At 52.3% G+C, this 22,253-nt stretch carries 16 protein-coding genes; 3 read left to right on the top strand and 13 right to left on the bottom strand.

The annotated features are described in order from the left end of the window. Positions 1–23: 23 nt before the first annotated feature. From VMT30_04390 to VMT30_04380, 3 genes are all read right to left on the bottom strand, one after another. Positions 24–293 (bottom strand): hypothetical protein, encoded by a 270-nt coding sequence (locus VMT30_04390; GenBank protein ID HVQ44175.1) that lies wholly within the window; start codon positions 291–293, stop codon positions 24–26. After that, positions 290–7,042 (bottom strand): PA14 domain-containing protein, encoded by a 6,753-nt coding sequence (locus VMT30_04385; GenBank protein ID HVQ44174.1) that lies wholly within the window; start codon positions 7,040–7,042, stop codon positions 290–292. The genes VMT30_04390 and VMT30_04385 overlap by 4 nt, the downstream gene beginning before the upstream one ends. A gap of 572 nt (positions 7,043–7,614) precedes the next feature. Next, a complete protein-coding gene (locus tag VMT30_04380; GenBank protein ID HVQ44173.1) occupies positions 7,615–7,866 on the bottom strand; it encodes a hypothetical protein in 252 nt (83 codons plus the stop codon). 202 nt (positions 7,867–8,068) lie between these two features. On the opposite strand from VMT30_04380, the gene VMT30_04375 reads away from it, so the two are divergent. Continuing rightward, complete coding sequence (locus VMT30_04375) at positions 8,069–9,490, top strand: hypothetical protein (protein ID HVQ44172.1); 1,422 nt, start codon at positions 8,069–8,071, stop codon at positions 9,488–9,490. A 144-nt stretch (positions 9,491–9,634) separates the two neighbouring features. On the opposite strand, the gene VMT30_04370 is transcribed toward VMT30_04375, so the two are convergent. Continuing rightward, on the bottom strand, positions 9,635–10,261 hold the full coding sequence (locus VMT30_04370; GenBank protein HVQ44171.1) for a hypothetical protein: 627 nt from the start codon (positions 10,259–10,261) through the stop codon (positions 9,635–9,637). A gap of 173 nt (positions 10,262–10,434) precedes the next feature. Beyond that, positions 10,435–11,412: an endonuclease/exonuclease/phosphatase family protein gene (locus VMT30_04365; protein HVQ44170.1), complete on the bottom strand. Its 978-nt coding sequence runs from the start codon at positions 11,410–11,412 to the stop codon at positions 10,435–10,437. 261 nt (positions 11,413–11,673) lie between these two features. Between VMT30_04365 and VMT30_04360 the strand changes: the two genes are divergently transcribed. After that, positions 11,674–12,018 (top strand): DUF3768 domain-containing protein, encoded by a 345-nt coding sequence (locus tag VMT30_04360; protein ID HVQ44169.1) that lies wholly within the window; start codon positions 11,674–11,676, stop codon positions 12,016–12,018. Here the strand turns inward: VMT30_04360 and VMT30_04355 are convergent. Both VMT30_04355 and VMT30_04350 read right to left on the bottom strand, forming a co-directional pair. After that, a complete protein-coding gene (locus VMT30_04355; protein HVQ44168.1) occupies positions 11,987–12,817 on the bottom strand; it encodes a replication-relaxation family protein in 831 nt (276 codons plus the stop codon). The genes VMT30_04360 and VMT30_04355 overlap by 32 nt on opposite strands. Positions 12,818–12,912: 95 nt before the next feature. Next, entirely contained in the window at positions 12,913–15,483 is a 2,571-nt protein-coding gene (locus tag VMT30_04350; protein ID HVQ44167.1) for a TraM recognition domain-containing protein, read from the bottom strand. Positions 15,484–15,639: 156 nt separating this feature from the next. On the opposite strand from VMT30_04350, the gene VMT30_04345 reads away from it, so the two are divergent. After that, entirely contained in the window at positions 15,640–17,055 is a 1,416-nt protein-coding gene (locus tag VMT30_04345; GenBank protein ID HVQ44166.1) for a recombinase family protein, read from the top strand. 95 nt (positions 17,056–17,150) lie between these two features. Here VMT30_04345 and VMT30_04340 read toward each other — a convergent pair whose 3' ends face one another. The 6 genes from VMT30_04340 to VMT30_04315 form a co-directional block, all read right to left on the bottom strand. Continuing rightward, positions 17,151–18,149 (bottom strand): hypothetical protein, encoded by a 999-nt coding sequence (locus tag VMT30_04340; protein ID HVQ44165.1) that lies wholly within the window; start codon positions 18,147–18,149, stop codon positions 17,151–17,153. Positions 18,150–18,234: 85 nt separating this feature from the next. Then, on the bottom strand, positions 18,235–18,885 hold the full coding sequence (locus VMT30_04335) for a hypothetical protein (GenBank protein ID HVQ44164.1): 651 nt from the start codon (positions 18,883–18,885) through the stop codon (positions 18,235–18,237). 58 nt (positions 18,886–18,943) lie between these two features. Next, positions 18,944–20,179: an ATP-binding protein gene (locus VMT30_04330; GenBank protein HVQ44163.1), complete on the bottom strand. Its 1,236-nt coding sequence runs from the start codon at positions 20,177–20,179 to the stop codon at positions 18,944–18,946. A gap of 39 nt (positions 20,180–20,218) precedes the next feature. Next, complete coding sequence (locus VMT30_04325; protein HVQ44162.1) at positions 20,219–20,875, bottom strand: hypothetical protein; 657 nt, start codon at positions 20,873–20,875, stop codon at positions 20,219–20,221. Positions 20,876–20,910: 35 nt separating this feature from the next. Then, positions 20,911–21,396: a hypothetical protein gene (locus VMT30_04320; protein ID HVQ44161.1), complete on the bottom strand. Its 486-nt coding sequence runs from the start codon at positions 21,394–21,396 to the stop codon at positions 20,911–20,913. Between the two features lie 12 nt (positions 21,397–21,408). Next, on the bottom strand, positions 21,409–22,248 hold the full coding sequence (locus tag VMT30_04315; protein ID HVQ44160.1) for a hypothetical protein: 840 nt from the start codon (positions 22,246–22,248) through the stop codon (positions 21,409–21,411). Positions 22,249–22,253 lie beyond the last annotated feature (5 nt).

Raw genomic sequence — 22,253 nt, 5'->3', positions numbered from 1 at the left:
CTCTCCTTAAATACTCTTAATCCCTACAGAACCGTTGACCGAATTCCATCCCATATCGCACAGAAAATGGTATGCCCCTGACGCAGCCTTACCACAGTTGCCACGACGAGAAATCCCAGCATTATTACGAGGACCGCAAGGAATCCACCGAAGGCCCTGTAATGGGCTATGTCCGGACCGGTGATTATCCATTGTGCGATTGCAGCGATTATCACAAGACCTCCTAGTTTGAAGAATCTGCCGTCCAGAGGGGCGTATGGTTTTCCGCAGTAGCATGTCGTTCTTTTGCTCATGCTATCATTGTAAGCCCAACGTAATCGGGCCGCCTACTCCTGCTCCATAGCCACCAGTCGTCATAGACGCCTCTTATTGTCGAGGTTGCAGCTTTGTTTACGATCAACCCGCCAATGTAGCTCGCACCGAGTTTAGCGGCTCTCATGTTTGTTACTACCTTGCTTTGATATTTCGCCCCGAGCCTTAATACGCCGGCCCTAAAGACTGAGCTTGTTTTCCAGAGGCCTCCACTTAGCCGGTCAGCAACGCCGGATGCTACCCCTATGCCTGCAGAAAGCCAGAAATTATGGGTGTCTTGCCAGGTAGCCATGCCTGCGATCGCTGCACCCGCTACCGTAGCGGCGCCCAGCGCGACTCCGCAGGCTCCTGCGCTTGCTACGACGCAGACCGCGAGCGCGCCAACTCCTACAACTGTGCCTGCTGTATCCCATGCGTTTGTACCGCTCAGGTCGAAGTTGTTGACTGGGTCCGGCGGATAGACGTAATTGTTTTCGGTTCCGCCGTCTATCGGATCGACCTGAGCAAAGCGACCGAGGGAAGCGTCGTAGAGGCGGGCGCCCATGAAGACAAACTGTGATGTGTTGCCCGTCTCGGTTAACTTACCAAACCCACCCACCGTGGTGAATTTATTTGTTCCCATAGCATTGTCGGGGGCTTCGGAGCCATCAACGCCCGTGAGGTCCCTTCCGAATGGTGTGTATTGGAAAATGCCATAGTTGGGGTACTTCCCCTGTCTGAGCAATCCGGTGCCGTTGGCTATAGCGAAAACATCACCATGCAGATTAGGCATCGAAACATTTTGGCCGTCGAGCTGCCCGCTTCCGCCCAAGCGATTAGTTAAGAGCACGCCGCCGATAAGCCGGATGTATGCCTCTTGTACGTAGCCGGCTGTTCCGCGGGTAAAATCAGGTGTATCGCCCGGATCAGAGTAGCCGTAATCACTGTGCCAGAAATCATCCATCGTAAGCAGGCGATCCTGTGCATCCCGGATATTGGTAGTGTTTGTGCCCGGATCGGATGTGTAGACGGCGCGGTCCGACGAGTCGTATTCAATCTTTGTATTGCCGCCGCCGCTAGAGCCATCGATCCCATGTGTCGCGAAGTTCCCGTGTGCGTCATAGGTGTGGGCGGATACACTGGCGCCACCATTTGCTGTGTTGGAAATTAAGCGGTCGGCATTGTCGTAACAATAGGTGGTGGTGACGCCATCTTGTACCTGGCTCGTGCGATTGGCGTTCTTGCCGGCGTTGGCGTTATAGGTTCCCGTGCAGGCTGTCGGAGCCCCGAAGCTGTAGCTAAAGCTGTGGGTGCCAAGCGTGGCGGTGGTGAGCCGGTCGGCTTTGTCGTAGGTATAGGTCTTTGCGGCCCCCGCTTCGGTGCCCGAGACGGCTTGGCTCGACTGGCTGAATGCGATGTTGTCGATAACGTGCTTAACTGTGAATGTGGCGGGGTCCACGACAGTGTAATCGTAATTATTGACCCTTCCAAGATTGTCGCGAGAAACGGCCATGGTCATGGTGCTGACCGGGAACGAGGACACGACCGTGGGATAGGTCACGCCGGTCAAGCGACCGAAGGCGTCGTAGCTTGGGGTTGCGAGCGTGGTTGTGCCCAGTTTCTGCGCGGTGAGGCGGTTATTGTTATCGTAAACGTAATTTTCGGTGCCGTAAGGGGTCGTCTTCGAGGTCAGGCGGCCGAATATGTCATAGCCGTATGTCGTTGTGTTGCTCTTGGCGTCAGTGTAGCTCGTTATGCGGCCCAGTAGGTCAACGGTAGTGGTAATCGTTCCAGTGGAGTCGGCGACACTTGTCACCAAAGGATTGCCGCCGACAGACCAGTTGTTGGTGACGGTGCGCGCGGAACGAGTGACGTGCGGAGTGTTCGGCTGGCTGGGAGTGGCAACTTGGGTGACGCGTCCGCGCGCGTCGTAGGTGGTGCATTTCCATGCCTCGGTATTGTAGCGGGAAGCTACTACATGTCCGGTATTGTCGTAAATCGTCTCTGTGGTAACTGGCGTTTGTGGGCCGGCACCGTCAGGGTCAGGCTGCGTGATTAATTTTTGCAGTCCCGCCTGGTTGTAGGACTCAACCGGTACCGTACATGGGTTATCGCGCGGCGGATCAGTGGCTGCGTAGTGGGCGTAGTTGGTTGTATTGCCTCCTGGCAACGTTTTGGTAAGCTGCCGCAAGAAGCTGCCAGCCGCCCCTTGGGCTTCGTAGGTGTAGTTTGTAGTGAGGGCTAGTCCCGTGGGGTCAACAATGGAGGTTTGGGCCAAACCAAGCTCGGGGTTCGGGCCGTAGCCGGTTGTTGTCGTTCTATTGCCAACGTTGGCGTTGGAGTCATAGACGGTATTCGTTGTAGCTAGACCATATCCGGGGTTTAGCAGGGTGCCGAGAGCGCTCGTTTCGCCGCCCGCGGGCGGGGTCATGTAGAGCGTTAGTGCGGCATCGGTATTAAGGACTCCGCCCACGGCCTTGTTGTAGTAATCGAGCCGGATACGGTGGTAGGAGTCGGCTGTATTGTTAAAGCCTGTGTATCCAGCCACCATTCCATGCGAGCGCGAGCTGCCATCGGTCCAGTCGTCAATGATTAGGGTGTCATCAAGCCAGAGCCGCACCCCATCGTCTGATTGGATTCGGAAGGTGTAGTTGCCGGCCGCCGTGAAGTGTACATATCCGCTAAGCCGGGTACCCCAGCCGTAGGTGCCGCCACCCGGTGCGGCGTCGGGTGTAAACGGCGGCGTACCTGCCCACGTCTTATTGATGTCACCGTTTGCGCCGCCTATACCTGTCGTGTGCAGCTTGGGAGTGCCAAAGAGTGCTTTGGCGGGCTGCCCGGTGCCATTAGTGTATGTATCGACATTGTAATATGTGGCAGCTAGGCTCTTGAGCGCACTATTTCCCGCTACTGTCGACTCGTCATATCCAGTTTGCTTATGTGCAATAAGATTCACGTATGGCTGTCCCGAAACGGGTTCGTTTCCTGGCAGCGGTTTACGGTCGGAACCGAACCAGGCGCTGGGTGCTGGTCCGTATTGGTCAATTGGCCGGTCGGCGTAATCGTAGAGCGTTGTGGATTTAAGCCCGGCGGGCGTGGTTGTTGAGAGCACAAGATCCTTGCTGCCGTGCCATTCGCTCTGAGTGTTGAGGTTTGCTACATCGTAATCGTTGGTAGTTCGAAGGGTCGCGTCATAGAGGATTTTACGGCTAAAGCCGTTTGGCTCCGTGGCGCCCGTAAGATGCATTTGGGTTTGGCCGGTGTAATAGTTGTAGGTATGAGCGATCCTCACTGCGCCAGCTGTGGCGGCAGGCAATGTGGCGTTCGATACACGCCCTAGAGCGTCGTACTGTATCGTTGTCAATTCGGTGCCGTCCGGCAGGCGCACTTGGGGGGTTGCGTAAACGGCATCACTAGCTAGTCTGTCGCGAACACTTAGGACGCGGCCAAGTGAGTCATAGCCGTAGTCGGTATAGTCGGTTCCGGGCTTTTCGATACGAGCTAGATTCGGAGCGGTCGTGCTGTCGGGATGCGTGGTTATTTGGTAGGAGAGGCGCGTTACATTCCCATTAAGCACGTTTACTGGCGTGGACTGGGTACCATCGGAGGTGGCAATAGCGCAGATCATACCGACAACTCTCGCGTCAGTATAGGCCGTGTATCCTGCTGTAAGGCTCGGGCAGTTCGTGGTATCGCCCGCATAATATATCTTGGCCCAGCGATTTGAAGTTACGCCATCAGTAATTTGGGTAAGGCGAGCCGGCGAACCTGCGTAGGTGTATTTGAGGGCTGTCGGATGTAGATCATCCGTTGGCGTGGTGGTGGATGCGAGCGTGCCGTTGGGGTTAAAGACGTAGGTGCGGCCGTCAGCATCCTGGAAGGTGACGGTGCTGTCGCCGTTGCGGACCATATGGCCGATTTCACCGGTCGGCGGCGTAAATCCGTTGTTGATGAATTTATATTCGTGGGTTTGGCCGGTAGAGTCGCGCAGCGTGACACTATTTAGCCCGATAACGGCGTAGTCGTATTTAAGATTGCCATCCGCATCAATGCCTAGAGCCCAGCCTTCCGGGAGCACCTGAGCCTGGGGACTGAGCGACGTCGTTTCCACGGGCACATACGCCCCGGTGCTGTCGGGCTTGTTGACTAGCAGCGAGATTTGGCTCGTTCCCGAATTTTGGTAATAGTCGATTGTAATCGGCACGGAAGTGCCGCCTGTTAGATTAACGGGGACTGTGGGGCCCACAGTGGCGGCCGGCTCATGGTCGCTCCAGGCGTCGAGGACGACCGTACTGCCAACGGTCACCCGTACGCCATCGCTGACAGTAGCCTTGAAGTTGTATGCGCCGGTAAGGGTTGGCGTATACGACCCCGTCCACCGGACCATATAGCCAGTGGTGGGCCCGTTCGGCACCGGCGAGCCGGTGCCCCAATTTTGGGTCAAACTGGTGTCGGTTCGGGCAAGGAATAGTTTTTGAGGGTCGTCTTGGGTCGGGAAGCTGTGGCCTGCGGTATCGAGATAGTACCGACCTACAAGCCCGTGCGGTGTCGCAACGGGCCGGACGCCGGTTTGGAGCCAGGCGGTGTCGATTGGTCTGCTGGTGATGATCGGGGCATCAATAGTTTTGACTCGCAATTGGGCGTTGGCGGCACCCGCGGCTTCATAGTACTCGTAGCAAATCGGCTGTATTTGGCCGGCGGTGAGGACTACGCTGCCGCCAAAGAGATCATTGGGCAGACTACCCCATTGATCGAGGTATGGACTACCGGTGCAGTCGGCGGTTAAACGAATCCGGCTGCCATCGTCTGAAGTGGTGCCGAATTGATATGTTCCATTCTGCGGCGCCACAAAGTAGCCCGTCCAGCGGCCCAGGAAGTTGTCCTGGTTAATGACCCCGGTGTATGGTCCACCCGTGCCCCAATTAAAGTCGACGTTTGGATCAACGCGCTGATAAAGCGGCGCTGTAGACGGGAACGCATGCGATCCATTGTCGTTCCAATATTGCCCGATAAGACCTTGACGGGATACCTGAGGGGAGTTGTAGCTGAGGTTGATCCCGAGGTTGCCGCCAAGTGCCGTAATGTTATGGCTCTGAGCGCCCATTTCAAGATTACCGTTTGCGAGGTCGATGCTTGCCGGCCCCACAGAGTCTGAGGCCTGCGTGACATCTTTGCCGTTACGGAGGTCAACCTTGAACGAGTAGGCAGGACTGTACCTTTCCGGAGTGTTGGCCAGGCTATCCCTTACGCTTACTTGCCAGTAATATGTCGTCCCATCTTGAAGAACATTATCGGATACTGTCCACTGGGTAGATGCGGCTGGGCCGGAGTCTCTCACTATTCCGCCCACGCTTTGGAAAAGATTATATGGGTTGTACGCAGGTACGTTTTTATTGGTCCCGATGATAAAGCGATACAGCAGTGGCGCAGGTCCATCCGAGTCGGTTGCGGTCGTGGAGAAGAAGGTCGGTTGCGTGGTCACCGCTATGCCGCCATCGGCTGGATTATTTTTGGTGGTATCAAGAATACTTTGGGTCGGAAGAGCTTCATAAATAATTGTGATGGTGGTTTTGGTGTCATCGAATAACTTATAGCTGCTTGAGCCACTGGCCTCGTTGCCGTGGACCATGAACCAAGGCTGGTTAACGCCCTGCCACATGGCGCCTATAAAGACGTTCGTTACGTCTATGTCTCCCACTGAGCCAATTGAACCCGTGGATGTATCCCATGATGTATCGTAGCAACTCATGCCCGTCTGGCAGGTGGAATGATCAACTGAAATTGGCTGAGAAGCTGTAGTCCCACTCTTGAGTTCGAGATGGAGGTTGGCCGCTAGCGGGAATTGTTGTGGGCTGGTGGGGATTGTCGTTAGGTCAGACTTGAAGGCGAAGCGCCAATTGGTGCTGCCGCCTTGGTTGCCCATCGCTTGGCCGCCACAGGCCACTGAGCCATGACAGGAGGACGGAATGGAGCTGAAATTGTAGTAATCTGCGGGCGCGGCCGGGCCATATGTGAGGGTGGGGTCAATTATGATCGGGAAGGCACCGACAGATTGAGATTTCAGCCAGGTAGAGTCCAGCGCGACGTGTACATTATTGCTATTAGCGGACTGAGAAATGTTGGCGTCATCAATTGCTGAGTCATTCGCAGTTTCAATTGTTGCCGATGCGATAGAGAAATCAGCAAATGCGCCGTCGAGCAGGTACGAGCCAGCCTTATCCGGATTGGGCCTTAAGTTGGCTCCTATGGCGTCGAAATCAAAAGCAGTTTGGGTAAGCCTACTCTTAACAATTATGCTTTCCTTAAGCTGCGCACCCGACACTTCGTATTTGAGGTCGATGCCCTGCCAGACATTCCGGTACGTCACTTCCTGGTTGGGCGCCTCGCCCGAAATGGATGGCTTTACGCTTTTGCCGTTAACTGGCTTAAACGCAAAGGTATGTCCGTCTTTTTCAATCTGGATACCTTCTTCCGAAATATCCCCGAAATTGACGTGCCAGGTGTTAGCTTTGGTGTGCCAATTACCTGATGATTTGTCTTGCTCAAGAGAGGTGTCGACGTCTTGCCAGTTCCCGTCCTTGTCTTTGAAGCTTGTTGGCTGAAGGCTGCGCACGAGCGATTTGGTTCCATCGGCGTTCAGGTAGAATCGATCGTGCTCATTGCGCCCTTCATCTAATGCCTGGATATGGCGAGTGTCGCGGGGTTTGCCGTCCCGTTCTTTTTTGAGCTGGTCGGCCAATTGTGTCTTCACGCCGTCGGAAAGGCTCTCGGCCTTGTTGGCCCCAAGCCCAGCGTCAGCCGCAGGGGGGTTGTCGATTTTTTCGCTTGCAGCGAGTGGGTGCGGAATGCGAGCTTGGGCGTCGTTGTATTGAGTCAGGAGGTACGGTAACCCAGTTGCGATAATATTCAGTGAAAGCGCCATAATAGCCGTTACGTGGAGGGATTTATGCCATAGCGCAGGAGTATTGGGTGTACGCCTGAGTACCCGCCACCCTTTCTTGTGCATAAAAAGAGCCGCCTTAAATCTGGCGACATATCCTCCCTTGGGCTTCTGAAATCGAGCCATATACCACACCCTCCTTATTAGAGCCAAAATTGGCCACTTAATATAAGTTTAAGATGTTTGTCGTTTTGCACACAATAAGGCAATTTTCTAATTTGAAGCTCTTGATAGGGTACCTGGTAGGTGCTAGTTTCCGCTTTTGGATAAATGACTAATTAAATGTGATCCTTAACCCTTTATTTAACGCCTACCTTTTGTTTTTCCACAGACACTTAGGCTCGATTTCAGGCTACAACTGGAGTGTGGGTGCATCTGCACCCTCACGGATTGAGGCAATCTTCGACGGGTACGGGTCGTTTTCCCTTAGCTTCATGAATGCTGATCTCAGCGCGGCTGATCGGTCTGCATTTTACGCAGGCGTCGCTAGCAGACAGTATTTCGAGTGCCTTGATGACATCAGCATTTTTAGCAAATTCTCTTACTACCAGTTCGGTAGCCTTAAGTTTCATTTGGTAGCCTAGTTTTTTATATCTGGTAGGGTTCTGGTTCTCGCGTTCGTCAAATTCTGCCATCTGATAGTAAATTATGCCAAGGAGCACGTTGCGCCCGAGTCTGAGGTAAAACCAGTCAGCACTAGGGGTGGCGAGGGTGAGAAAAATAACAAGAAGGGGGCCAAAGCTGTGGGTTCCGATACGAAAAACGGACTGCCTGACGACCCCGACCAGCCAGCTAGGTGGCCTCTAAAACTAAGCAAATTATTTGTAAAATATAATCATGCTCACCTACCTCGAAGATCGTCAGCATTACGAAGACCTCTACGACCACGCTACTGTCGAACAGTGCCGTTCTGGTGAAGGTATCCTTAATGATACCTTCCGTAAACTGGAGGAAACAGTCCCTGCTGCGGAGTTCAAGGAGCGCCCGGTTGCCTGGTATCTAGAATACAGCAAATACTATCTGCAATTCGTCGAATTCACGGCGGCCAGTCGCTATCATCGCCGCGACAAAATTATTGCCGAATGGATGGAACGAGACGGACAGAAGGATCGCCATCTAGCCGACGCTCACCTACCTAAAATGCCGTTCTGCCGTAGCTGTGGCCGAAATATGGAAGTCATGGATAAATACTACATGCACCGCGAGGGCAAAGACCGCCATAGTGAGGACGTGATTTTTATTTTAGCCTGTGAGCCGTGCAGCAAACGGCAAACCTATTGGGAAGACGGTGCTGAGTGGGAAGGCGTGAAGATTTATTGCGAGAAGTGCCGAGCTGAAATGACCATTACTCACAAAGAGTCCAATAACGTGCTGATTTCAACGTATGCCTGTATTGAATGCAACCATACCTATCAAGAAACGCTTGATCTTAGGGAAAGATCAACCGAGAAAGAGGTCGCCGACCCATTGTATGAACTGGACTACAAGCGCTTCTGCATCGATGAAGACACCATGCGCAAACTTGAAGATAAGATTGAGCACATGATGCGCTTAGGCAAGCTTTATGCAGACGCTACCGAACGCACCGAGCATGCGGATATATATGATGCAGTCAAAGACATAAAGCAGCTCAAGATCGCACAGCTCATAGAAGCATTGCGACCCGTGCTTGAAAAGGCTCAATATACCGAATTCAAACTTGGTGATCCCCAGCTCGGGAAGGAGGTGGTAGTCGACTTTAACTGCCTTGATGCCAAGCCGGATCGTCAAGAGTACGATAGCAAGAATAGTTTGCGAAAACTCATCACTAAAACGTTAGAAGAGAGCAACTGGCGGCTGACGAACGACGGCGTTTACTACCGGCTCGGCTACTTGACCGGCAGATTGCGGGCTTATGAAGGAGAAGATGCGCTCAAGAAATTGGTTGAGCAACGAGTTAAAAAGGGCACCTTAAGGCCGCCGGAACCGACGCCAGCTCACGCATATGACCCAGCAAGGCTCAATAAGGTCGAAGCGATAAAGATATATTCCGAGAACGAAAAACTCTACATTGACTCTGTGCCGATTGAGAACGGCTCCAAGCGCCCCGACCAAAAACTTACGCTAAGGGGAACACTCCATCCCAACCTACGACTCACTATTCCGTTTCGGGAGAATGATGATTCGGTGCCCGAGTTTGTGCGGAACTTTGATTTTAGGATGGAGAGTAGCGGTATCTACCAGAAAGGCGCGGGGTCGCGTGCTTCTAGGAATCCATAGCCGATCTGCTCTGGTCATTAAAAAGACCCGGATCGCCCGGGTCTTTTTATATTGGATAATTGCTGGGGTGCCCGTCCCCGTCCGGCTCGGAGGCCGGCGGGGACGGGCTGCCGCACTATGTGCGGTGAACCCGGGAGGGATCGCCTAGGCGAGGGCACCTATCAGGGCCAGTACGACTGCGCCAGCGAGAGTGATCCACGAACCCGTGAACAGCTTCTCGATAGCGTTGTGCATGCGGCTCCGGTGCCACACCCATTTGTAGAGGTGGTAGGTGTCGGCGTCGATGGGGTCAGTGAGGACTGTCTCTTCGCCAGCGACAACATCGCCGGCCATGACGACCATTGCGGCTAGGCCAGGGTCCTTGAGTTTGCGATAGATCTTGCCGCGGGCCGACAGTCCCCAGCCATCCAGCAGGAAGGCCGCCACGAGCAGAGCTCCGGCGAGCACTGTCCACAGGTTGATCCGATGCAGTCGGCTTGGGGCGACGGCGACGATCACGCTGGCGACCGTGAGGACTATGCCGATGGCGGTCAGGAGAGCGCCCATCTTGTTGAAGCACCACTCGATCTGCTTGGTCTCGTCGTTGAAGTCCCGTTCCATTCGGTGGTAGTGAGCGCGTTTTGCGGACGGATGCTGCCGGTCCCACCCACCATACTTCTTGTCGAGCTCCGCCTTGAGGGAGCTCCACGACTTGTGGGGTGCCGGCGGCGAGTCGCCCATGACGTACTGGGCGAACCAGCGGCCGAGCCACTTGCGTAGTCCTTGCGTCACGATATCTCCCGGGTTGTCAAATGCTCGATTTGAGCGCCACTATAATAACATAAAACTGGTTAGTTTACAAGGCTTGATGCTTAGCTACGGCAAGCGCCCAATCTGCTGCACTCAAAACCTATTGAGTACAAATGGGAGTTACTGATTAGGGCTCAAGGCGGTCCGCAACTAGGCTATATTGCTATCTCTACCCACGCCGGGTCGTGGTCGGAGCCGTCGCCACCAAGCTTGGTGCGGCGGTCAATGAAGGCGCCGGTTTGGTCTTTGGCCAGTGCGGCGCTCAGCCAAATCTGGTCGAATAGCTCATAGTGCGCAGGCTTGCCGGATTCCTTGAAGCGGTGGGTCCAGGCGGGGCCGGGCGGCGGCGAGGAACTTTCGGGTGTGGGGCGGGTTTCGGTCGGGTGCTCAAGCCCATTAATAAGCTTGACTCGGGGGCTGTGAGTGAAAGGCTTTAGAAATTCCGAGTCAACCGGATCGTTCATGTCCCCCACTACGACGAAGCGGTCATCTGAGTCCATTTCTTTGGCAATGATTTTGGCCATCACTTCAGCTTGTTGTTGGCGCCGGCGGTTGGCTTTCTTCGCGCCTTCCGTCTGGTCTTCCGGGAAGCGGACAAAGTGACTCTTGAGGTGATTGTTAAATATGGTGCAGAGTCGTTTATCGCGATTTTTACTCAAGACTTCGACCTGGAGCAAATCACGACTAAAGACGCGCTCGCCGGGACTGTCGGGGTGGGTGGCGTGCTGCCAGGTGGTAACGGCGCCGATGGGGTACTTGGACAAGACGGCGAGGTCGATGAGGCGGGGGTCGTTACCTTCAACCAGAATAAGGTGGGGGTACATGCCCTTGGTGTCTAGCTCATGGTTGACGAAGAAGCGCAGGGTTTCGATGTCCTCTACTTCCTGAACGGCTAGGATATCGAGGTCCATTTCTTCAATACGGCGGACCACGGCCTGACGCGCAGCCGGGTCTTTGCGCTTGAGAGCGACGCCTTCGTACTCCACCGAGGCCTCATTCATGCCGCTGACGAGCTTCTGCACTTTCTTGAACTCCACGCTGCCTTCTTTGAGATCGGGCACTTCTGTGCGGAATTCAAAATTGAAGCGAGAAAAGAGGTTGTTGAGGTTGAAGGTACCGATTTTTAGATTCATAGCGAGGGGCTCGTTTAAGTTGCTTATGGCTTCATAATACAAGCTCTGCGGCAACAATGAATTAAACTTTATGACCTTAGGGCTGTAAGAGGTTAGCCCTCCCTCTGTCTTGCCATCATAAGGCCATAACTGGCCGCCCCAAGGTCGTTCAGCGCGTGGGGTGCTCCACCTTGACGCGTCCAGTTCTGACCTTGCCCGGTCGACAGAGCGGGAGGTCGATACGCTCGAAGGTTCAAAGATAACTTTACGAGGAGGTTTGAGATGGAAGAGTTATTAGTGGAAAAAGCATTGTCCGAGAGGATCGCGGCGGCGAATGATGAGTTTCGCAGGTCCAAGAAGGGGTTGATAATGTGTACGCGGAATGTCTGGCATCTATACAACCTGCCAGGGTTGATTCAAGAGATACGTGAGTACGAAAACTGGATCGCAGGTCTTGATCCGTTTCACCGGCATGATTTCGGTCATGTCATGTGGCTAAGTAATATGGTGTTTCATAAGGTTCGCTGGAGTATCGACTACTACGACTGGAGGCTGCGTGATTGGGAAGATCCCTTATCGCCGGATTGCGTACGAGTTATGTCGGTGAGATTGGCTGACGAGGATTAGCTAGAGGGGGCCCGGGAGCTGCTTTGGTGGCTTCCGGGCTCTTCTTTGGGTCGAGGATGGCGCAGATTTGGCTCTTCAGAATCGCTTCTACCTTGAGCTCATCTTCGTATGAATCCTCAAGCGCTATTTCTATGAGCTTCATTAGTTTGCGCTGGATATCCGGCGACTCACATACAAACAATATTGTTGGCATCTCAGTGCCGGTGGCGGCCTCCCATTCTCCCCCTTCGGCATAGTCGATCAGTTCTTGGATACGCTTCTTATGCGCAAACATTGGCGTTGGTTTGTCGCAGACTTCTAAAAAATATTGATTGGAGTCGTCGTCTTTGGTTGATGCGCCGGCGATAGTGAGGTAGCCGTCAGGTAACGGCTGCGGGAAGTAATCGTACTCTTTGGATTCACTTTTGGTGAAGAATTCAACTCTGACGCCAAAGCATTCAGTGAGCTCGTGACTGACATCGGCGATAGCCAAGCAGTGCTGGATGAATTGCTCCGAAGCGGTCTTGTCTTTGTATGCATTGTGGAGTGCGGCTTTGCTGACGTCGGAGTCGATAGCCTTGAGCGCATGCATGCCTTTTGGTTGTAGATAGTACGAAGCTGGAAGCCCAGCAAGCCTTAGGGAACCATTATAGTTTCGGCCGATAAGGCCAAGTTCTACGAGCCTATTGAGTCTTGGCTGGACACTGCTAAGATACTTAATCCCTAAGGCTTGCTGGATGTGCTTTGTGCTGACAAATCGAAAGCGGTAGATGAGGGTGAGGATAGCGAGTTGTTGTTTGGTAGTTGGAGTTTTAATCATGATGGGCGTCTCCATATACATATGTATATAGGGGAGAGACAAAATTTACCTGCTTGTATCTGGAAATGTAACTTTGGATGAATAATACGATTTATTCATTGGGTGATCTTGTGTTTCTTGACTGGCCGGCGAAGCGGGGTGGCGCTTTTGATTTGAGGGTTGTTAGTCTCGCTGCTGGTTTTGGGGGCTTGGGCCGGAGCGTGCGTCTTGCCATAGGTTTGACGGGAATGCTCGATGAGGCGGCGGGCGATATCATCACTCCCCTCTTCGGTTGGCGGGATGGTTTGGCCAGAGAAGGGCTCTTGGGTGGTGGCCCCGGCGATGCGCATGTAGAAGTTGTAGGCTGGTAGATTGGTGATTTCGCCCGGCTCGATGTACGGACTAAAGAATGGGAGCAAAAGCTTTTCGTCGGCGGGGTTACCGGTACGGAAACAGATGACGGTGCCGACGTTGGCGAGAATTATCTGGACCATACGCTGGTCTTTTTGCTGGGAGGTGGACTGCTCGGCGAGGGTCATAAAGAGCTGATATTTACGGGCCTCCGACAGCATTTGAACGAATGAGGCGGTGGCGAAGTTTTGGAACTCATCGACATAGAGGTGGTACGGCGAGCGTTGATCGATGGGCAGCCGGGCGCGGCGGAGGGCGGCTAGCTGAATTTTGGCCAGGATCATGATGCCAAAGAGCTCCGAGGTGTCTTCGCCGAGCAGGCCTTTAGAAAAGTTGCAGATGAGGATTTTGCCGGAGCTTAGAACGTCGTCGAAATTTATGGTTGATTTGGGTTGCTCGATGATGCGCTTGGCCGAGGCCGAGAATAGGAAACGGCCGATCTTGGCGGTAATGCCGGCGGCCATTTTGACGCGCTGGAAGTCGCCGGCTTTGCCGAGCTCATGCTTCCAGAAATTGATGAGGTCCTTGTCTTGGAGCTTGGACACGACCTGCTTGCGATAGGCCGGGTCATTGAGGAGATCGAAGACGGTGAAGAGAGTGGCGCCGGGCTGGGTGAGGGCGGTTTGAATGGCGTTACGGAGTACATATTCGATGCGGTGACCGCCCTCGTCTTCTTCGGAGAAAATCTTGCGGAAGACAGAGATGGTGGCTTCGGTGACAAGGTCTTTTTCGCGCAGGAGGTCGTCGCCGACGAGGCCTTCGGGGAGTTCGAGGAGATTAAGGCCGATGGGCCGCGCGAGGTCGTCGGGGTTGAAATAAATGACGTCGCTTAGGCGCTCTTCTGGAACGTGCCGTAGGAGCATTTCGGCGGCGTCGCCGTGCGGGTCGATGAAGGCAAAGCTCTGGCCGTTTTGGAGATCGGCGATCATGGCGCGCGTGAGCAGGGTAGTTTTACCATTGCCGGTACCACCGATGATGTAGACGTGGCGCTGGCGATCGGCAGCGGTGAGACCAATCTCGGTAGTGCTGCCATGATGATGATTGTGGCCGATGACGATGTCATATTTAGCATCACTTTTCAGCGATAGCGGAGCGGGTAGGGTGCGGCTATGTGACCGGACTAGGTTTTCGGTGGTGATGGTGCCGTATGGGAAGTGATAAACATCGGCTAGCTCGGATGCGGCAAATATATTGGTATTTACCACCAGTAGTCCTGGGAGTCGGTGTTGAAATTTGTGTCCCTCAAATCTTTGTCCTAATCGTCCGAAATAGTCTTGTGATGATCTGAGGTGCTGGAAAGGGGCGTTTAGTGGTGCAAGTGAACTTTCCATGCCTCCGGATAGTTCACTTAACCTGGCGACCGAATTGGCGGTTAGCGAGATTCGGAGATTTACCCTAAATAGTGGCTGCCCAAGTTTTTCTCGAATACCATCGAATAGTTGTTGTTCTCCCACCGTGAGGGCTGGCTCTTCGCGTTTGATAAAGAACATTGAGACAACAAGCAGCACGAGGGCCCACGACCCCGCCAGCTCTAGGTCATGCGTGTAATAAGCGATAAGGAGGGCGATGCACCAAACCCACCAGTGCTTCATGATGAAGTGGCGGAGCTTGTGATCGATAATGGTATAGCCTTTATTCAGGATTTTGTTGTAGAGCCGGCGCATCCAGTATGAATCGTAGGGCGTGATTATCAGTTGTAGGGCGATTGATTCGCCTGGTTGGAGGTTTGTCATAGAGCCCGCGATAAAAGCGACGGGGTCGCTTTGGTTGAGATCAGTTTGGGGCTGGAGCGGATAGGCGTAATGGCGGGCTTGTTTTATCTCATGCACGTAGTGGTAGGTGGTATCATTTGAATCAGATAGCGGCGGGGCGTCATTTAGGATACGGAACCGTGATTCTGGTAGATATGACGCCACATGGCGCTGCAAGATTGGTACGTTGTCTGGGCTGGTTCGGATAAGATAGCGGATGCCCTCTTTGCGCGATGAGACTAGTTCCAACGAGACACTCTCGTTTTTGCCTAGGTATTGCCGCAGTACGGTGATAAGTTGTTGCGTGGCCAGCGATGATTTTTCATTGTGTGTGGGTGGCGTAATTTCCAGATACGAAGCTGGCCGGCTTTGTGATCTCTGGTATGCCCATAGACCCGCCAGGACATCTAGCGCGGGCTCAAATAGCCAGCGCCAGGCGAAATAACCCATGGTGAGGAGAAGAAGGCTATTAATGGCAATGTCGTATGGGGTGTCGCCGAATAGGCGTGACAGGAGGGCGGCCAAGTGTTTATTCCAGTAGGTAAGTTTAGCTGGGCATTAAAGCATAACCACAACACATTTTTTGTGAGTGTACAGCTCATGGTATGGAATAAGCTTTCAGAAAGCAATCTTATTGCCACTCTCATATATAGTGCTCATCACTAACTACGGAGAGATTACATGCAGGCAAGAACGATTATTTTGGCGCGAGTTTCGAGCAAGGCGCAGGAGGACGAGGGTTATTCACTGGACGCACAGATCAAGTTTTTGCGGGAGTATTGCGCGGGCAAGGACTTGACGGTTGTTAAGGAGTTTAAGCTGACGGAGACGGCGTCGAAGCAGGAACGTCGGACGGTGTTCCATGAGTTGTTGGTTTATGTGGCGAAGCACAAGATTTACCATTTTGTGGTCGAGAAAACCGACCGCTTTACGCGCAATTTGAAAGATGCTGCGTACATCAATGACTGGCTGGAGGACGACGGCTTGCGGATGCTGCATGTCGTTAAAGAGAACCAGGTTTTGCATAAGGCCTCGCGGTCTGACGCTAAATTTATGTGGAATATCAATCTGGCGCTAGCAAAGAAATATACCGATAGTTTGCGTGAGGAGGCCATGAAGGGTTGGGCTGAGAAATTGGCACAGGGTTGGCTCCCCTCGCCTCCCCCGCCGGGCTATAAGACGATAACCGAGAACGGTAAACGCATTCATGTGCCGAATTTGGATACGACATCGCTGATGCAGCGGGTATTCATCTTGGTGAAGGATTTTGACTATTCGGGAGCGGCGGCCATGCGGGAGATGACAGCAATGGGGTTAGTAACGGGTAAGGGGCGGCCGTTTTCAAAAAGCTTTGTTCTAAAGACTTTGAGGAATCCTTTTTACATCGGGATTAATCGGTTTAATGGTGCGGATTATCCGGGTGCGCAGGAGCCGATTATCACCAAGGAAGTATTTGAGGCGGTGCAGCTTAAGCTAGGCCAGCATAAGCCTAGGACTCGTAAGCATAATCCGGTATTTAAGGGCATGATTCGATGCACGGGTTGTGGTGGGATGGTTACGTGGCAACTGCAAAAGGGTCGGTACTATGGGCTGTGTCAGCAGCGTAAGGGTGTGTGTCGGGGCAATCGGTTCTTGCGAGAGGATCGGCTGGAGCGCAGGGTGATTGGGATGCTGGAGGGGCTGGACGATTCCGATGGCAAGATTCTTGCATGGCTCGAAAAAGCACTAGAGGCGGGGCGACCGAAGTCGCTTGATTGGGTGGGCGTTATTGATACATTGCAGCGGCAACTAACGCGGCTCAAGCGAATGGATGAGATGCTATATGAGGACAAGCTGGCGGGTGAGGTGTCGGTTGAGAAATATGCAATGAAGCATGCTGAGCTGACGGAGCGGATGACGAGCGTGCAGGAGCGGCTGGGTGAGGTGCAAGGGAGTCAAGGTGGAGGTGAGTCGGTGGCGGTGCCTGCGTGTGATTCTGTGAACCCCATTGTGCGGCTCTATGTACGGAGCACGCCGGATGAGAAGCGGGTTATTATGAGGGCTTTGTTCAGGCCATTAAGCTCAGATCGTGATGGGGCTGGAATTGAGTTTATGTAACCCTCTTGATTGGCAGGAGCGCGTGGATGGGGGTCTGAACAGCTGTCATGCAATTACTGGGCAGAATGTCCTGCCGGAATTGGCATGAATACCAGTTAGATCTGGCCTTTTCCTTCCACTATCTTCATGAACTCGTCCCAGCTCATCCCGCCTGAGCGAACCATATAGGGACGTATGTCAGGGAAAACTTTCGTTTGCAGAATATTATCTAGCAACAATATCCGCGTTACCTCATGCATATTTCTTTCTAGGGCGGTCAGCGCATGGGCATCACTCTTGAAGCTGTTGACGACCGTATCAATATCAAACTCGTTATCGCCGTGGTGAAGCTGGCTTGAAGGTCTTTGATGCGGATAATCACTTTCGTGTGCGGTTTTATGTCGTATACTCTGCCTAACAGTCCAAATGACTTTCATGTACTGGTCGGCCTTCTCGGCATCGCCAACAATTTCTAGTAGCCTATCTCGCGCCCATTTTTTCGCCTCAATTGGATTGTGCATAATGCTCTTCTTAGAACATTTTGAACATTCATGCGTTTCTTCACAAAAAGGCTGCCGCCCCATTATGGCTTCGATTATCGAGAAATCAATCACCATTCTCCAATATGAATAATCCGCCATCTCAAGGTGCGACCATTGAGACCCAGGTTTCAAATCTAGCATTAGGTTTTTTACCATGCCACTCTGCCGCTCACTTAGTCCCTTGAACCTTTCATACAGCTCTTGGTAGCTCCTCTTCTGCGTAATACCCTCTGTTCGATAAGCAGTATTCAGAAAATCGCCATAATCCTTTTCATCTTCGAAAGGCTTGTCCATTGGCTCAACAACACCGTGTACAGTGCCCATATACGATGACAACGTCCAAGGATCACCCATAACAAAGCCATGAAAGAGCACCCATAAAGATAACTCTCCTTGGGCTAAATGTTCGTATTCAAGACTTACCGTAGACCGAAACGACTGACCACTTGAGTTGGTTGATTTGGTAGTTATTACAACCCCATTCCCCTCAGACACTTTGATATTACCAACTGTCACCCCTACCTTGGGAGGGTGCCATGTTATGAAAGATTTAATTCCAAGGCGGTTTTCCACATTGCCTCAATCTTCGCTGAATATTGATATTAAAGATGTAGTTGCTTCTGCCGTTATTGGACTAACGGGCCGTCCAAAAAGCGTATCATGAGGGCTTAGGCGTATTCCGCTTCTTCTTTTCCTCAATGCCTAGCGTAATGCACTTCCCTAGCCCAGTTGCGAGTTCAGCGCATAAATCGATCATGTCGCGTTGCAGCTTGATAGGAATCTGATCTTTAGAGCCGATTTTTATTTTGGCAAGCCTCTCCACTAAGCTTCCCTGCTGCTCAAAGCCGCCCATAAAGCTCATATGGATCGATGAGAAGTGCAGCAAGTCACAGCAGTCATCGTAAATTTTCTTGAGATTAGTCTTTGCATCGACAACCATTTGTGCATACTTCACCGATTCGCGTGGCCCCAAATCAATCCACTTTTGTGCTTCCTCATCCCATTTGGGCAAGCGCCCAGTTTTAAGGAATCGGTCGTACCCCTCCTTGGGCAGACTGGCAGTTCCGTCATAAACAACAGCGCCTAGTACTTCGATCATGCCACGTAGATTTGCCATCGAGGAAACATAATTGCCATTCTTGAGTGATAAATTAACGCCAGCCATGAAATGTACGAACCCGTTTGATCCGGGCAATAGCACCGCTACTTCCCAAGTATGAAATGCCCCTCCATCCTCCGCCATGAAGTCATGGAGCAGGCTCAGGATTCTATCTTCAAGAGAGGGCAATATGTCGTAGATTGTTGGCATTACATTTTACCTGTCGTGTTATGAACGGAGCCAATAGTGCACTCTGAGCGCTCGCGAGCTACTGTCTCTGGAACGCTTCTTCGATCGTACCGCCAGGTATCTCGGCGTAGCCATAGGAATGCAGTAACGATGTGGCGATCTCTTTCATCAACTCATATCGTTTGGGCTTACTGGAAAGCTCTTCGTTATCCAGTCTCAGCGACGCTTCAAATGACCCTCGTACATTAACTTTCTCAGTGCTATTTAAACCTGAGCCAATTGCCCCTCTGAACACTATTCGCGAATCTACCGGAACACTAATCCCCACTTCAAGGCAGGCAAGTCCGAGATAATTCTTGCTCTTATATACATTTGCAGCGAATTCTAGGGTGTCTTCAAGCCGGTTCATGAACTCATGAAAGATGATGTGTCTTTCGCCGTGCCCGCCGCTCCGTAAAATATCCTTATTCGCCAAGATGCCACCAAAGTTCTCTAGGCCGAGAAACGACTCATGAGTTGTTGAGGTTAGCCGTTCTACGCCATGCGTATATGCACCTTCATCAAATATCATCCTGCTTGGAAGATAAGTAGGGAATGCGCCATCACTTGCTGTATTTACGCGTTGATCGTATAGGGCGTTATACGCTTCTGCGCCTGAGAAAAGCTGAGTGCTAGGGAAAAATGGTGAGACAAACACTCGCATTCGCCCGTCGTTGGCCGTAGTTCCGCCGCCGGCCACTATTGGATATTCCCTGTTGTGCAGACGAGCATAAATAGCCTGCAGAGTGCTGCCGCTCCGCTCTCTCTGATCCTCGGCCTTTAATCGCTTATTCCTCAGCCACTCCCACTCGTGAGCAGTGGCATAGCGCTCCCAATCAGTCGAGTCGCTTCGGTCGCTCCTCCTAACGTATAGATGGGACTTATCGGCTGTCCAGTGGGGAGCCTCGTCACTCTCTGGAACATAAACCGCAATGAAAGCTTTATTGTCGGCATTGGGGCCGCAAACTTGGACTATCGGTCGTATGTAAGGCCAAACACTATCAACAATCATATTGGGAATGGCAGAGGCAATCTGAGGATTATATTCAATACCATTATATGGAGGCTTAGGCTTGTCGCTCTCGTCCTCCACTCCGATGATTAGCCACCCGCCTACGGTATTTGCGAATGAGCATATCGTCTTAACAAGCGACTTTTTACCGCTTAGGTCTTGCTTGTAATCAAGAAATATCCCCTCCTTATACTGCTTGTCGCAAAAATCCACGACATCCTGAAATTCTAAGTCTTCCATTTTCTTGCCGAATAGTGATTCCATAGGCCAGACCTTTGCTATTTGAATTGAGTCAGAGGCGAATTAGCTAACGCCGAATCCTTCGCCATTATATTCGATCATCTCAGTCATCCCATCCCAAGGCTCAAGTTCGGCATGACGCCAGGGCCAGGACTTGAGCTTATTTTTGGCCTGGTTTCTGGCTTCCTCGATTTCGCCAGCGTATTTGTTCTTCAGGCGCTCGTAGTTCTCTTCCGCACGGTCACGCAGCTCCCCTCCCATTACCAGCTTCGGCAGGGCATGTTCAGTGTACGCGGCTTGGAAGTCTTCATGCAGGTAGTTGGCGTTAATGACCAAAAGTTCAGACTTGGAGTACCGTACAAGGTGAGTATTTTCTCGGCTTCCCTGGCGCGTGACGGCGATTAGGCCCTTTGTCGAGAATGTATGAGCAATGCCATTACGAATGAGCTGACGCCCAAAAACACCTAAGGCTTTATATCGTTCATCAACCTCGGATAGATAGTGAGCACAATAATGGTCGAAGGGGAACGCGCCCGATTCTTTATGCTCCTGTAGGAGAGTACCAAGTAGCTCAATACCTGAGCATATTGCGCCAGTCACTAAGTAAGCTCCATTCCCCTCGTCACTAACGGGGATCTTGGACTGTATAGACTCGATATCGTCCAGTAGGTAGCCACTGATATACCTATCGAGGAAGGCGTCGAGAGTATTGGTCTGCATGACCCTATTCTAAGTCCTTTTTACTTCCGTGGCTTCTAAGATATGGCGTATCCATCAGTTTGTTCGTGGGCTACTACCAGCATCGTTGCCGTGATAAACCTAAGTTCATTGATTGCAGCCAATAGCTCTATATGGTTGAGATCTGATTTGCGTGGTTCATACGGGGGATAGCGAAATTGGTGGGTTGCATAGTATTTATCAACTAGTTCTAGTTTTTTCCAGTCCTCATCGGGCAGATACAGCCCAATCTCTTCCACGGCATATCGAGCAAGCCTGACAAGGCTATGGCCATAGCCTCTCATAACTTTATCGAGCGCCTCCGGTGTTGATGCGTGGTTCTTGTGTGCAATATGGCTCTTAATGATTAACTCAAAGGCGAGGCAGGCGTTGTTGTACTTTACTGCAAACATTGCCAGGCCGGGGTGCTTATCGAGGAGGTCGTTTACGGAATTGTGATAGTCGTAGGCCCATCGGTAGAGCGTGTATGAGAAATCATGAATCTTGATCTGATCTGTGGGCATATTCGCTCCTAACTAGCTTTGGACAATGCGAACTGGAACCCGGACGATTCTGCCGCCCCGGAATGTTACCACTAGCTCTACTGTATCGCGATCCAGATCGGGCATTTGGCGATGGTGGCTGCGATCCGCCCCAAGAAAAAGCGTCACTTGCTCCATAGCACCCTCCATTACTCCGTATGGATGGTCAATTTCGTCGTCAGCAAAACGGAAGCTATCGGTGACGAACGGGGAGCCGTCCCCGTTGGTGCCAACGAGTTGGGCGTTAGTGACATAGGTCAGTCCGCCACCGTCATTATCAATAATAAACTTCACCTCAAACGCAGCTCCATAATCCGAATAATTTGAGGCCCATCTAGCTTCAGTATCTTTAACCAGGGTAATCTTTGGTGCGCCGGCGTTTGGGTCGGCTGGGGTGTAGTTGGCGGTGACGGTCTTAATGACCGCCGCCACTTCTTTACGCGCTGCTTCGGGCTTTGAAAAGTCAGCCAAGATCATCAGGCGGTTACGAATGTCGAAAGGGAGGTTGGCGGTAGTGGTCGAGCGACGGTCAGCGACAAAAATTACTCTACCTTCACCGAGAGCCTTCATAGCGTATCCCGCCTCGTAGATGACATTGGGGTTTGGTGTTGGGCGGACGGCATCGGGGTCGAGGATGGTGACGTCGGCCAGCATAAAGTCAGCACCGTCAATCTTCTCAAGGATCATAGCCCCAATGTCGCGCGAACCTACCGCCAGACGAGTGGCAGTATCAATCTCAAAGTCCGGTATGTCCTTGCCCACGTCTTTGAGGGCCTGCTCAAGCAGATTGCGGTTGCCGGGCGAGTCGGATTGCCAAGAGAAAAACAGCTTCATCAACC

The organism is Candidatus Saccharimonadia bacterium (assembly GCA_035544015.1).
Taxonomy (GTDB): Bacteria; Patescibacteriota; Saccharimonadia; order UBA4664; family UBA4664; genus UBA5169.
Note: the sequence above shows the minus strand (reverse complement) of the source record. Positions and strands in the feature narration are given on the sequence as shown.